Here is a 12842-nt window from a genome sequence, read left to right as displayed (position 1 = left end):
ATGGCCAATTCGGGGAAGGTGGACTGATTTTCATGGCGCAGTGGACCTCGGCGGTGGGAGCGGCGCAGCTCGCCCGGCTGCTCAACTCCCAGCAGGACCGTCCCGCGGGCCCCGGCACGCGCCGACCGCCCGCCTACCGGGCGCTCGCCGACGGCATCCGGCTGCTGGTACTGGAGGGCCGTGTCCCGGTGGCCGCCCGACTGCCCGCCGAACGCGAGCTGGCCCTGTCGCTGTCCGTCAGCCGGACGACGGTGGCGGCGGCGTACGAGGCACTGCGCGCCGAGGGCTTCCTGGAGTCGCGGCGCGGGGCCGGCAGCTGGACCGCCGTTCCGGCGGGCAACCCGCTGCCGGCGCGGGGCCTGGAGCCGCTGCCGCCCGAGGCACTGGGCTCGGTGATCGATCTGGGCTGTGCGGCGCTTCCGGCGCCCGAGCCGTGGCTGACCCGTGCCGTCCAGGGCGCCCTGGAGGAGCTGCCGCCGTACGCCCACACCCATGGCGACTACCCGGCGGGGCTGCCCGCGCTGCGCTCGATGATCGCCGACCGGTACACCGCGCGCGGGATCCCGACGATGCCCGAGCAGATCATGGTGACCACCGGGGCGATGGGTGCCATCGACGCGATCTGCCATCTCTTCGGAGGCCGCGGCGAGCGCATCGCCGTCGAGTCGCCGTCGTACGCCAACATCCTCCAGCTGATGCGTGAGGCCGGCGCGCGGCTCGTGCCCGTCGCGATGGCCGAGGGCCTGACCGGCTGGGACATGGACCGCTGGCGGCAGGTGCTGCGGGACGCGGCGCCTCGGATCGCGTACATCGTCGCCGACTTCCACAACCCGACCGGCGCCCTGGCCGACGACGACCAGCGGCGCCGGCTGGTGGACGCGGCCCGGTCGGCGGGGACGGTGCTGGTCGCCGACGAGACGATGAGCGAGCTGTGGCTGGACGAGGGGGTCGAGATGCCGCGGCCCGTGTGCGGGTTCGATCCCGCCGGGTCCACGGTGATCACGGTCGGCTCGGCCAGCAAGGCCTTCTGGGCGGGCATGCGCATCGGATGGGTACGCGCGGCCCCGGACATCATCCGCAGCCTGGTCGCGGCACGCGCGTACGCCGATCTCGGGACGCCCGTGGTCGAGCAGCTGGCCGTGAACTGGCTGTTCAGCACGGGGGGCTGGGAGCAGGCCGTGGACATCCGGCGTGGACAGGCGCGGGAGAACCGGGACGCCCTGGTCGCGGCGGTCCGCCGGGAGCTGCCGACGTGGGAGTTCGAGGTGCCCAGGGGTGGGCTGACGTTGTGGGTGCGCGCCGGGGGTCTGTCCGGGTCCCGGATCGCCGAGGCCGGCGAGCGGGTGGGAGTCCGGGTGCCCTCCGGGCCCCGGTTCGGGGTGGACGGCGCCTTCGAGGGGTATGTACGGCTGCCGTTCACCGTGGGGGGCGCGGTGGCGGAGGAGGCGGCGGCGAGGTTGGCCGCCGCGGCTCGGGTCGTGGAGAGCGGCGGTACCGGAGGCGGCGAAGTGCCGCGCACATTTGTGGCGTGACGGCGACGGGATCCACCTGGGGGCGCGGGGCTGTGCGGCTGACGCCGCGTGGGCGTGACCGGCCACACACGCCCCCGTAGCCGCACGACTGCCGCAACCTCCTACGGCGCGTCGGCGGCCATCGCCTCCGCGGGGACCGTCTCCGCGTCGGCCGGAGTCGTCAGCGGCGGCAGCAACGCCAGCACCGCCTGCCGGGCCGTCTCGCTCGTCTCCTCGTCGTGCGGGTCGGGTGTCGCCGGTACCTGAAGGCGATGGACGGGCCCCGTGCCCAGGCGGGCGTAGCCGCGGCCGGGCGGGACGTCCGCGGCCGGGGTCGTGCGCGGGGGAGCGCCCAGGACCGCGGCCAGCTGCTCCGGAGTCGCCGGGCCCAGGACGACCCGCGCGCGTGTGTGCTGGCGTACCGCGTCGCTCAGCGCGTCCGCGCTGTCGAACTGGTCGGCCACGACCACGGTGACACCCGCCGCCCGGCCGTGCCGCAGGGGGACCTGGAGGAGGGACTGCGGGTCGCGATGGCCGTCGGCGGCGGCCAGGTGGGTGAACGCGCTCGGGCGGTCCAGGAGGATCCACAGCGGACGCTTCGTGTCGTCCGGTGGCTGGTGGCCCGCCTGGCGCGCCCGGTTCATGGCGATCAGGCGCCGCTCCGTCTCGGTGGCGGCCCACTCCAGGCTCGCCAGCGCCCCGGTCAGTCCGCACTCGACCGCCAGGACGCCGTCCCGGCCGGTGAGGCAGGTGTACTCCCCGGTGCCGCCGCCCTCGATGATCACCACGTCGCCGTGGAGGAGCGCCTGGAGCGCGATGGAGCGCAGCAGGGTCGAGGTGCCGCTGCCCGGCTGGCCCATGACCAGCAGGTGCGGCTCGGTGGAGCGGGCGCCGGTGCGCCAGACGACCGGGGGGACGTCGCGCTGCTCCTCGCCGTAGGTGAGCGGGAGCGTGCGCCGGACCTCGGTGGGATCGGTGAAGCCGAGGACCGTCTCGCCGGGGGACGTGACGAAACGCTGGGCGGCGATGTCGGTCGGCAGCGGCGGCAGGACGGTGACGGAGAGCTGGTTGCCCTCCTCGTCCCATGCGAAGCGGTACTCCCGGCCGCGGCCCGACTTGGCGTGCAGCAATTGCTCGATCCGCGCGCGGGAGTCGGCCTCGCCGTCCGTGAAGTACGCGGGGTAGCGGATCACGAGCTGGGTGATCCGCCCCGTCTCGTCGAACTCGTACACCGGGAACGCCTTGTCCCACTCGCCGCCGTGGGTGAAGAGGGGATCCGGGTCCTCGGCGGTCGAGAAGTACGGCACCAGAGCCTCGTACAGAGACCGCAGGCGCTGTGTCTGCGACTCGTCGGGGCCGTCCGGGGCCGCTGGGGTGCGGTCCCGGCCCTGCCAGGCTGCCGCCGCCATCAGGGTGATGACGGCGAGCAGCGGCCCGTACGGCACGAGCGCCACGACCAGGACGACCGAGGCCACCAGGAAAAGCAGTGGCCCGCGCTTGTCCTTGGGGGTGTCGGCCCACCTGCGCCGCCCGGCCGAAGCCAGCCGGCGCAGACCGCGAGTGATCGTGATCAGCGGGTGGAGGACGTCGGTGGCGCTGTCGGCCGCCGTCCGGGCCAGCTCCCGGCTCCGGGCGATCTGCGCGCTGCCTGTGCTCAGGATGCGGGGGAGGGGGCGCCGGGCCACTGCTGTCTCCTGGAGGTGCGTACGGACGGGAGGAACGGCGTCAGAACTTGATGCCGCCGAGGAGGCTCGCGAGGCTCTCGCCGCCCGCCTTGATGCTGGGGGCGATGGCCGTGCTTGCCAGGTAGAAGCCGAACAGGGCGGCGACCAGGGCGTGCGACGCCTTGAGGCCGTCCTTGCGGAAGAAGATGAAGACGACGATGCCGAGCAGCACGACGCCCGAGATGGAGAAGATCATGTGAGTGCTCCTGGTTCAGGTGGGGACAGTCACCATGAGTACTTCCAGGCTCACAGCATGTATCCATACGATAAAAGGTGCAACTGGGTGAATTTCTATTGATTTCACTCGCTCAGCGGGGTCGGCTTCGGCCGGATGAGCAGGGGACTTGCGTCCGACCGGGTCAGTGGTGATCTTTACCTCCGGCACATCGGGTCATGTGCCGCGCGAGCCAGTACCCTGGCGATTCACCTGAACGGTTGTATGAGAGGCGGTCCGGCCGATGACTGAAGCCCCCGACCCCGAGGTCGTGGAGCTGGCGACCAAGATCTTCGATCTGGCCCGCCGGGGTCAGACCGAGGCGCTCGTGGCGTACGTCGACGCGGGTGTTCCGGCCAACCTCACCAACGACCGTGGCGACTCCCTCGTGATGCTCGCCGCCTATCACGGCCACGCCGACGCGGTCCGGGCGCTGCTCGCCCGGGGTGCCGAGGCCGACCGGATCAACGACCGAGGCCAGACCCCGCTCGCGGGGGCCGTCTTCAAGGGTGAGACGGACGTCATCAAGGCTCTTCTGGAGAGCGGTGCCGACCCGGCCGCGGGGACCCCGTCGGCGCTCGACACCGCTCGGATGTTCGCCAAGACGGAACTGCTCGACTTGTTCGGCGCACACTGACCCGGATGTTCTGACCAGTAAAAACACGGAAAACGGGGGAGGCGGTACAGGGCCGCCGAAATTTCGGTCGCGGCAGCTGCGAGTGCCGAGTCATCATGACGTCGTGATTCACGGACGCGATGGCCGGGCAGGTGTTGCCGCACCGCGCGGGCCGTGATGCGGCCCGCATGGGCCACCGACGAGAGGCAGAGGAAGATGGTCTACAGCAAGCAGGAAACGGCGGGCGCCCCGACGTGTTGTCACGCGGCCAGGTAAAGCAAGATCCCGGTTGCGTCGACGCTTGATGTGAGGCTGTTTCCCATGTTCGAACCGGTCATAGCGCCCAGCGGTACGCTGCTCGGCCTCCTCCAGAGGGGCCGCGGCGACGGAACACTGCACGCGCTCACCGCACCGCGCGCCGAGGCGCTCGCGGCTCTTAACCACTGCGTGCTGCGGGACCCCCGCCACGACTGGCAGGTGGAGAACCGCTCCCTTTACTACGCCCGTCTCTACCTCGATCTGAACGGTGAGCTGGACGAGATCGAGACCCATCTCTTCGACGTCGAGGACCACTTCGACGACGAGGAGTCCCGCACCGGGCTCGCCCTGGCGGTCCTCGGGCACCTCGCCTCCTACGGCAGGCGGGACGCGCTCGAACTGCTGCGCAGGTACGCCGCCTCGGGCTCCAACTGGGCCTGGGCCCTGGACGAGCTCGCCCTCAGGGACGACGACGCCGGGCTGCGCGCCCTGGCCGCCCCCGTGCTGGCCCGCTTCGGCACCGACGCCGAGGGCGAGGCCGAGCTGGCCGCCACCGTGCGGGACGCCTTCGAACCACGGCCGTGGCGGCTGTGGGCGGAGGATCCGCGCGAATCCATCGCCACACGCGTACGTGCCGCCCAGGAGACCGGCTGTTTCGACCGCTGGCAACGCCAGATGCGACCCAGCGGGCCCCGCCCGGGGTGGAGCGTGCAGGCGGTCTTCGAGTGGGCCGAGCAGGGCATCGAACGCGGCACCGCCCGCCATGTGCCCGCCGCCCGCTGCCTGATGGCCGTCGCGGGCCCGGAGGACCGGACCGAGATCGTCGCCGCCGCCGTGGACGGCACCGAGGGCGCCCGCTGCACCGCGCTGCGCTACCTCGCCGACAGCAGTGATCCGGAGGCTCTCGATCTCATCGAGGCGGCCGTGGTCACCGGATCGGCGCCGGTCGTGGAGGCCGCCGTCGACGCCTTCGAACGGATGCGCAGTGTCGCCGCCGTCGACCGGGCCCGCGGCTGGGTCCACCGGCCCGATCCGCTGGGCGCCGCCGCCGGGCGCATGCTCGCCTGCCGCGGCGGAACGCAGGACACGGACCTGGTGCTCGCGGCCCTGCGCGAGGCCGTACGAGGCGAAGGGCCGGACGCACCGACCCTGTGGACCCTCGTCGACGGCACCGGACGGCTCGGCATCGCCTGCGCCGCACCCGTGCTCCGCCACATCTACCGGGAGACGGCCTCCTCCCATCTGCGCGGCCGGGCCGCACGGGCCCTCGCCGCCACCGACCCCTCCTACCCCACCGGCTTCGCCGTCGAATGCCTCTGGGACTGCGAGGAGACCACCCGCGAGATCGCCGCCCGGCACGCCGAGACCGGTGACGCCCGGGTCGTCGAACAGCTCCGCCGCCTCGCCGCCGACCCGGCCGAGGAAGCCGAGGTCCAGACAGCCGTACGCAGCCGGATCGGACCGGACGCCACCATGATGTGAAGGCCTGCCCTCAGGGTGAACTCGGGGTGACCCGCGGGTCAGGCGCGCATGGACACGGCCTGACCTGCACGGGGTGCGAGGCAACGCTCATGGGACGTTCCCTTGTCCGTTCCCCGACGTGAACGACGTGGCCCACTGCGCCCGCCAGACCCCCGGCACCGCGCCCCTGAGCGGGTCAGCGTCGGCGTACTTCCAGGAAGCGCACCTCAGTGCCTGGTACCGCTTGAGCGGCCGCCGGGAGATCTGCCGTGCGGACCACCGCGATCACCGGGTAGCCACCCGTCGTCGGATGGTCCGCCAGGAACACCACCGGGCGGCCGTCCGGAGGGACCTGGATGGCGCCCAGCACCATGCCCTCACTCGGGAGTTCGCCCGGGACGGCACGCTCCAGCGCCGGGCCCTCGGTCCGTAGCCCGATGCGGTTGCTCGCGGAGGACACCCGGTAGGTGCGGGACGTGAAGGTGCGCAGCGCCTCCGGTGTGCTCCAGTCGTCGCGCGGGCCTCGCGTCACGTGCAGGACCAGTTCCGCGGGAGGCGCCGGCTGCGGGGCGGCGTCCACGCGTGCGTGGAGGTGGGTCGGGGCGCCCAGGGGGAGGACCGCGCCGTCCCTGAGCGGGGGCGGGCCGAGACCCGACAGGAGGTCCGTGGAGCGGCTGCCGAGGACCGGCTCGACGGTGATGCCGCCGGAGACGGCCACATAGGTCCGCAGACCGGCGACGGCCGTACCGACGTCCAGGAGGGCGCCCGCGGGCACCCGTACCGGGGCGCCCCAGGCGACCGGGCGGCCGTCCACCGTCACCGGGCAGGGGGCGCCGCCGACGGCCACGAGGGCCGCCGAACGGGGTCGTACGGCACAGCCGTTGAGTGTGGTCTCCAGGACGGCCGCGCCTCGCGCGTTGCCGACCAGGCGGTTGACGAGGGCCGCGGCGGGGCCGTCCAGGGCCCCCGAGCGGGGCACGCCCAGGTGGGCGTGGCCCGGACGGCCCAGGTCCTGCACGGTGGTCAGCGCCCCGGCCCGTACGACGACGAGTGCGCGGTCCGTCATGCCGCGCCCACCGGTACGAACCTCACGCGCGTGCCCGGTGACAGCAGTGCCGCCGGCACGCGCGTGTGGTCCCACAGAACCGTGTCCGTCGTGCCGATCAGCTGCCAGCCACCCGGCGACGAGCGCGGGTACACCCCCGTGTACGGGCCCGCCAGACCCACCGAACCGGACGGGACGGCCGTGCGCGGGGTCGCTCTGCGCGGGACGTCGTACTCCTGCGGGAGCCCGGTGAGGTAGCCGAAGCCGGGGGCGAACCCGCAGAACGCGACGGTGAACTCGGTGGCCGCGTGGATGCGGGCCACCTCGTGCGGTGCGACGCCCCAGTGCGCGGCCACGTCGGCCAGGTCCGGACCGTCGTAGCGCACGGGGAGTTCGACGACGTCACGCGCGCGTGGGGGCGACGGCGGTACGGCGGAGGCGGTCAGTTCGGAGGCCAGCCGGGCCGGGTCGGCCAGGCCGTCCAGGAGGACCGTGCGGGCCGCGGGGACGATCTCGGCCACGGTCAGGGAGCCCTCCGCGCGGCGGCGCAGCAGCTCCGCGTGCAGCGACTGCGCCTCCTCGCCCGAGGAGACCTCGACGAGCAGCGCGTCGTCGCCGACCGGCAGCGCCCTCATGCGAAGGCCGCCACGAGGATGCCGGACGCGGTCAGCCGCTCCCGGACCCGGCGGGCGAGCTCCACGGCGCCCGGGGTGTCCCCGTGCAGGCACAGCGAGCGTGCCCGCACCTCGATGCGGGTGCCGGAGTGCGCGGTGACCGTGCCGTCCCGGGCCAGGCCCAGCGAGCGCTCCACGACGGTGTCCGGGTCGGTGACGACCGCGCCCTCCTGGTCGCGCGGCACGAGCGTGCCGGCGTCGGTGTACGCGCGGTCCGCGAACGCCTCCGTGACCGTCGGCAGGCCCGCCTTCGCGGCCAGGTCCAGCAGACGCGAGCCCGGCAGGCCGAGGACGGGCAGGGTCGCGTCCGCGAGGAGCACACCGTCGACGACCGCGCCGGCCTGCTGGTCGTCGTGCACGACGCGGTTGTAGAGCGCGCCGTGCGGTTTCACGTACGACACGCGCGTGCCCGCCGCGCGCGCGAAGACCTCCAGGGCACCGATCTGGTAGGCCACCTCGGCCGCCAGTTCGTCGGGCGGCACATCCATCGCGCGCCGCCCGAACCCGGCCAGGTCCCGGTAGGAGACCTGGGCGCCGATCCGTACACCGCGCTCGGCCGCCTGCTCGCACACCCGCCGCATGGTCGCCGGGTCCCCGGCGTGGAAGCCGCAGGCCACGTTGGCGCTGGTGACGACGGACAGCAGCTGTTCGTCGTCGGTGAGCTGCCAGCGGCCGAAGCCCTCGCCGAGGTCGGCGTTCAGATCGATGGAGGTCATGGCACTTCCGAGTCTCCTTCCGAGGCCACTGCTCAGGCCACTCGGTACTGCTGGTCGCGGGCGTCCGTGAGGAACATCTGGCCGGGCGCGTGGGTGATGGCGAACGGCGGGCGCGAGGCCATCACCGCGGCCTGCGGGGTCACTCCACAGGCCCAGAACACCGGGATGTCGTCCGGCTCGACGTCCACCGGGTCCCCGAAGTCGGGGCGATCGAGGTCGTCGATGCCGAGGGTCGACGGGTCGCCGCAGTGTACGGGGCCGCCGTGCACCGCCGGGAGCAGACTGCTCTCCCGGATCGCCGCCGACAGGTGCTCCGGCGGGACGGGACGCATCGACACCACCATCGGGCCGTGCAGGCGTCCCGCCGGCCGGCACTGCCAGCTGGTCTCGTACATCGGGACGTTGCGGCCCTGCTCCAGATGGCGGATCGGGACGCCGGCCTCGGTCAGGGCCCACTCGAAGGTGAAGCTGCAGCCGATCAGGAACGACACCAGGTCCTCACGCCAGTGTGCGCGCACGTCGGTCGGCTCGTCCACCAGCCTGCCGTCCTGCCACACCCGGTAGCGCGGCAGATCGGTGCGCAGGTCGGCGCCGTCGGCCAGGACGGTGGTGGCGGAACCGGCGTCCGTGACGTCGAGCACCGGACACGGCTTCGGATTGCGCTGGCAGAACAGCAGCATGTCGTACGCCCAGTCCGCGGGCACCGAGATCAGGTTGACCTGGGTGTGGCCGGCCGCGACCCCGGAGGTGGGGCCGGTCAGGCCCGCGCGAAAGCGCATCCGGGCGCTTTGCGGGCTCCACGCGTGCGCGTGCTCGTCGACGAGGGTCAGGGGGCGGTCCTCCGTGCGGTTCACAGCAGTTCCTTCCCGCGGGTCTCCGGCAGGCCGAAGAGTGCCAGTGCGGCGATGCCGTAGCCGATCGCGCCGAAGACCAGCGCACCGCCCACACCCCAGCTGTCGGCCAGGAAGCCGACCGTGGTCGGGAAGACGGCGCCGACCGCGCGCCCGGCGTTGTACGTGAACCCCTGTCCCGTGCCGCGCACCGCCGTCGGGTACAGCTCGGCCAGGAACGACCCGAAGCCGCTGAAGATCGCCGACATGCAGAACCCGAGCGGGAAGCCGAGCACGAGGAGCAGGGTGTTGGAGCCCTCCGGGATGTTGCCGTACGCCAGGATGCAGACGGCCGACAGGAGCGCGAAGAGCCAGATGTTGCGGCGGCGGCCGAGACGGTCGGTGAGGTAGCCGCCGGTGAGATAGCCGAGGAAGGCGCCGGAGATCAGGAACGTGAGGTATCCGCCGGTGCCGACGACCGACAGGCCGCGGTCGCTCTTGAGATACGTCGGAACCCAGGTGGCGAGGGTGTAGTAGCCGCCCTGGACGCCGGTGGACAGCAGGCCCGCGAAGATCGTCGTACGCAGCAGGTCAGGCTTGAAGATCGCCGTGAAGGAGGTCTGCCCGGCGCTCTTCTCGCGGACCGCGACGGCCTCGGGCGCGTCCTGCACCCGGCGGCGCATCCAGACGACGAGCAGGGCGGGCAGCGCGCCCGTCCAGAACATCACGCGCCAGGCCACGTCGTCGTCGAAGACCGAGAAGACCAGCGTGTACGCGATCACGGCCAGGCCCCAGCCGACGGCCCACGAGCTCTGGATCGCGCCGAGCGTGCGGCCCCGGTGTTTCGCGCTCGCGTACTCGGCGACCAGGATCGCGCCGACCGCCCACTCGCCCCCGAAGCCGATCCCCTGGAGGGCGCGGAAGACCAGCAGTGACTCGAAGTTCGGCGCGAAGCCGCAGGCCACGGTGAAGACGGCGTAGGTGATGACCGTGATCATCAGGGCCCTGACCCGGCCGACGCGGTCGGCCAGGACGCCCGCGAGGGCGCCGCCGAGCCCGGAGGCCAGCAGGGTGACGGTGGTGAACAGGCCGGTCTGGCCGCTGTCCAGACCGAAGTACGCGGCCAGCGCGACCATGCTCAGCGGGAGCGTGAAGTAGTCGTACGAGTCGAGGGCATAGCCGCCGAACGCGCCGGCGAAGGCGCGGCGGCCACGCGGACCGAGGGCGCGGAACCAGCCCAACGGACCGTCGTCGGCGGGGTGTTCGGTCGTCGTGGACTGAGCGGTCAGGGCCTGTGGCGGGGGAGTCGTGCTCATGTGCACCTCGCAGTGGGAGGACGGAGGGTGCGGGATTGAGCCGTGCGGTGAGCAGTAACGTAGAGGATCGTTCAACGATCCTTCAATACCCGTGTTGTTTCGTTCTCGTGTCTGCGGTTGAATTCCGGGCATGGCAGAGCAGCTGACCGGCCTGGCCGACGACCGTGCCCTCCTGGGCCGCACCAGCACGGCGGAGCGGGTCTCGGACATCCTCAGAAGCCGTATCGCCGAGGGCTACTTCCCGCCCGGGACCCGGCTGTCGGAGGACAGCATCGGAGGCGCGCTCGGGGTGTCCCGCAACACCCTGCGGGAGGCGTTCCGCCTGCTCACCCACGAACGCCTGCTCGTCCACGAGCTGAACCGGGGCGTCTTCGTGCGGGTCCTGACGGTCGAGGACGTCGAGGACATCTACCGCACCCGCCGCCTCGTCGAATGCGCCGTCGTGCGCGGGCTGGGTGAGCCGCCGTACGCCGAGGACGGGCTCGCCGAGGCCGTCGCCGCCGGACAGCGGGCGGTGCGTGAAGGTGACTGGAAAGCGCTGGGCACCGCCAACATCCACTTCCACCGGGAGCTGGTCGCGCTCGCGGGCAGTGAGCGCACCGACGAGCTGATGCGCAGCGTCTTCGCCGAACTGCGGCTCGCCTTCCACGTGGTGGACGACCCGAAGGCGCTCCACGAGCCTTACCTGGCCCGCAACCGCCAGATCCTCGGGGCCCTCCAGGCCGGGGACCGCGAGGAGGCCGAGAAGCTGCTCGCCGTGTACCTGGACGACTCGCTGGAGCGGGTGGTCGAGGTGTACCGGCGACGGGTCGGCGAGGACGGCTAGCGTCCCGGTCGCGGTGGCGCGGGGTCGCTTCTGTGACGTTTGGGTCGTTGTCAGACCGAGGGCCTAGTCTGTGCACCGTGACTTCGCCTGCTACGACGGACAGCGTTCCGCCCCAGCTCAGCGCGGGGCCGCGCCCGGCACCGGGCCCGGCCGCCGACGAGGGGCTGGCGCGGCGGCTGCGCGCGCTCGCCTGCACCGCGCCGCTCCACGACCTCGACGCACGCAAGGCCAACCTCGCGGGCGAGTACTCGGTGTACGGCATGGCGGAGGTGGCCCTCTCGGCCATCGACCTGGTCACCCTGAACATGGACTTCGACACCGGCGCCGACCACGACCAGATAGTCGCCCGCCTCATCCCGCGCATCGCCGCCCAGGCCCCGCAGCGGCCCGTCGCCGAGCATGAGCGGGTGGCCCGCTGGGTCCTGGAGAACCTGATCAACGTCGGCAGCGTGGACCGTGGATTCCGGGCGGTCTACGGCACTTTCGCGACGGACGGCACCTATGTCCGGCGGGACTACGACTTCAAGCTGATCGAGGAGGTGCCCGGCCCCGGCGGCTCGGTGTACCTCCGCACGACGGACGAGGCCGTCAACGTCCTGGTCGGCGCCCTCGACACCGACGTCACCAGCGCCCAGATCGCCGCCGAGGTCAAGCTGGAGGTGCTGATCAGCCGCGGCCGCCTGGCCGACGCCCAGCTCGCCGCCGAGCAGGCCCGGTACCGGACCGTGCAGTACTCGGAGACGCTGCGCCGCGCCCTGGACGCCACCCGGCGCAACGTCCGCGCGGTGGACTGGCTCAACGCCGTGCCCGACATGATCACCGAGGCGCTCGACCACGTCGCCGACCGCTACCGCCACGAGAACGCGATCCTCACCAACATCCGCAAGGCCCGGGACGAGTCCGAGGACCCGGAGCAGAAGCGGCGGGCCGCCGAGCTGGTCGACATCGTCAAGGACTGCATCCGCCGCCACACGCAGCTCCAGTCCAGGCTGCTGGAGGCGGGGCCGCTGTTCCGCGCCGAGCAGGACCGGCAGGCCTTCGCCACACCCATGACGACGTCGGGGATCGACCTCTACGGGCATCTGGTCGCGCCCGTGCTCCCGCTGCCCCTGGAGCAGGCGGTCCGGGTCACCGACGCGTTCTTCGCACACGGGACCGGGCTGCGTACGCCGGTGTCGGTGCGGGTCGGTGACCTCGTCGACATACTGCTGACGCCGCCGGTGGAGCGCGAGCACCTCGGCGCGGAGATGCCCGAGCCGGACCTCATCGCCACACCGGACGACAGCCGGTTCAGCGAGGAGCAGCTGGCCTCGGCGATGGAGCTGCTGGATCTGCCCGCGGATGCGCCGCGGCGGTTGTCGGGGCTACTGGCGGAGGCTCGCCGTCAGGATCCTGAGCTGCCTTATCTGGTGGCCCTGTTGGCGGTTCATGCGGCTAGTCCGGCGGTGGGGACCGCCTATCGGCAGGGCGAGGAGAAGCTGTTGTTCGCCGTGGACGACGGGACCGAGTTGGAAGATCCCGAGTTCGGCGGGGCGGATCTCATTGTCGGGATGGCCTTGTTGGATGCCGTGGGGATGGCTGCGGATCGGACGGAGGCGGCGTGATGTTCGTTGCCGGGTGCGGGTCCGTTGTGACTGGTCGCGCAGTTCCC

Annotated in this window: 12 protein-coding genes; 5 read left to right on the top strand and 7 right to left on the bottom strand. The window is 72.4% G+C overall.

The window, feature by feature from the left end; translation table 11 throughout:
• Nucleotides 1–32: 32 nt before the first annotated feature.
• A complete protein-coding gene (locus OG381_RS10360) occupies nt 33–1532 on the top strand; it encodes an SCO1417 family MocR-like transcription factor (protein WP_327715833.1) in 1500 nt (499 codons plus the stop codon).
• A 101-nt stretch (nt 1533–1633) separates the two neighbouring features.
• On the opposite strand, the gene OG381_RS10355 is transcribed toward OG381_RS10360, so the two are convergent.
• A complete protein-coding gene (locus OG381_RS10355; protein WP_327715832.1) occupies nt 1634–3196 on the bottom strand; it encodes an ATP-binding cassette domain-containing protein in 1563 nt (520 codons plus the stop codon).
• 40 nt (nt 3197–3236) lie between these two features.
• A complete protein-coding gene (locus OG381_RS10350; RefSeq protein WP_046262076.1) occupies nt 3237–3431 on the bottom strand; it encodes a hypothetical protein in 195 nt (64 codons plus the stop codon).
• Nucleotides 3432–3693: 262 nt separating this feature from the next.
• Here OG381_RS10350 and OG381_RS10345 point away from each other — a divergent pair, with 262 nt between their 5' ends.
• Complete coding sequence (locus OG381_RS10345) at nt 3694–4086, top strand: ankyrin repeat domain-containing protein (protein ID WP_046262077.1); 393 nt, start codon at nt 3694–3696, stop codon at nt 4084–4086.
• Between the two features lie 300 nt (nt 4087–4386).
• Nucleotides 4387–5805: a HEAT repeat domain-containing protein gene (locus OG381_RS10340; protein ID WP_327715831.1), complete on the top strand. Its 1419-nt coding sequence runs from the start codon at nt 4387–4389 to the stop codon at nt 5803–5805.
• A 175-nt stretch (nt 5806–5980) separates the two neighbouring features.
• Here OG381_RS10340 and OG381_RS10335 read toward each other — a convergent pair whose 3' ends face one another.
• From OG381_RS10335 to OG381_RS10315, 5 genes are read right to left on the bottom strand one after another with little or no spacing between them, the layout of a single operon-like run.
• Entirely contained in the window at nt 5981–6850 is an 870-nt protein-coding gene (locus OG381_RS10335; protein WP_327715830.1) for a biotin-dependent carboxyltransferase family protein, read from the bottom strand.
• On the bottom strand, nt 6847–7464 hold the full coding sequence (pxpB, locus tag OG381_RS10330) for a 5-oxoprolinase subunit PxpB (protein ID WP_327715829.1): 618 nt from the start codon (nt 7462–7464) through the stop codon (nt 6847–6849). Before pxpB ends, OG381_RS10335 begins: the two co-directional genes overlap by 4 nt.
• On the bottom strand, nt 7461–8219 hold the full coding sequence (locus OG381_RS10325; RefSeq protein ID WP_327715828.1) for a LamB/YcsF family protein: 759 nt from the start codon (nt 8217–8219) through the stop codon (nt 7461–7463). Before OG381_RS10325 ends, pxpB begins: the two co-directional genes overlap by 4 nt.
• A gap of 32 nt (nt 8220–8251) precedes the next feature.
• Nucleotides 8252–9073 (bottom strand): putative hydro-lyase, encoded by an 822-nt coding sequence (locus tag OG381_RS10320; protein WP_327715827.1) that lies wholly within the window; start codon nt 9071–9073, stop codon nt 8252–8254.
• Entirely contained in the window at nt 9070–10365 is a 1296-nt protein-coding gene (locus OG381_RS10315; RefSeq protein WP_327715826.1) for an MFS transporter, read from the bottom strand. Before OG381_RS10315 ends, OG381_RS10320 begins: the two co-directional genes overlap by 4 nt.
• A 130-nt stretch (nt 10366–10495) precedes the next feature.
• Between OG381_RS10315 and OG381_RS10310 the strand changes: the two genes are divergently transcribed.
• Nucleotides 10496–11191 (top strand): GntR family transcriptional regulator, encoded by a 696-nt coding sequence (locus OG381_RS10310; protein ID WP_327715825.1) that lies wholly within the window; start codon nt 10496–10498, stop codon nt 11189–11191.
• A 77-nt stretch (nt 11192–11268) separates the two neighbouring features.
• Nucleotides 11269–12795 carry a hypothetical protein gene (locus OG381_RS10305; RefSeq protein ID WP_327715824.1) on the top strand — a complete coding sequence of 509 codons (1527 nt, stop codon included), beginning with the start codon at nt 11269–11271 and terminating at the stop codon, nt 12793–12795.
• Nucleotides 12796–12842 lie beyond the last annotated feature (47 nt).

The sequence above is a fragment of the Streptomyces sp. NBC_00490 genome (assembly GCF_036013645.1).
In the GTDB taxonomy this organism is placed as follows: Bacteria; Actinomycetota; Actinomycetes; order Streptomycetales; family Streptomycetaceae; genus Streptomyces; species Streptomyces canus_F.
Note: the sequence above shows the minus strand (reverse complement) of the source record. Positions and strands in the feature narration are given on the sequence as shown.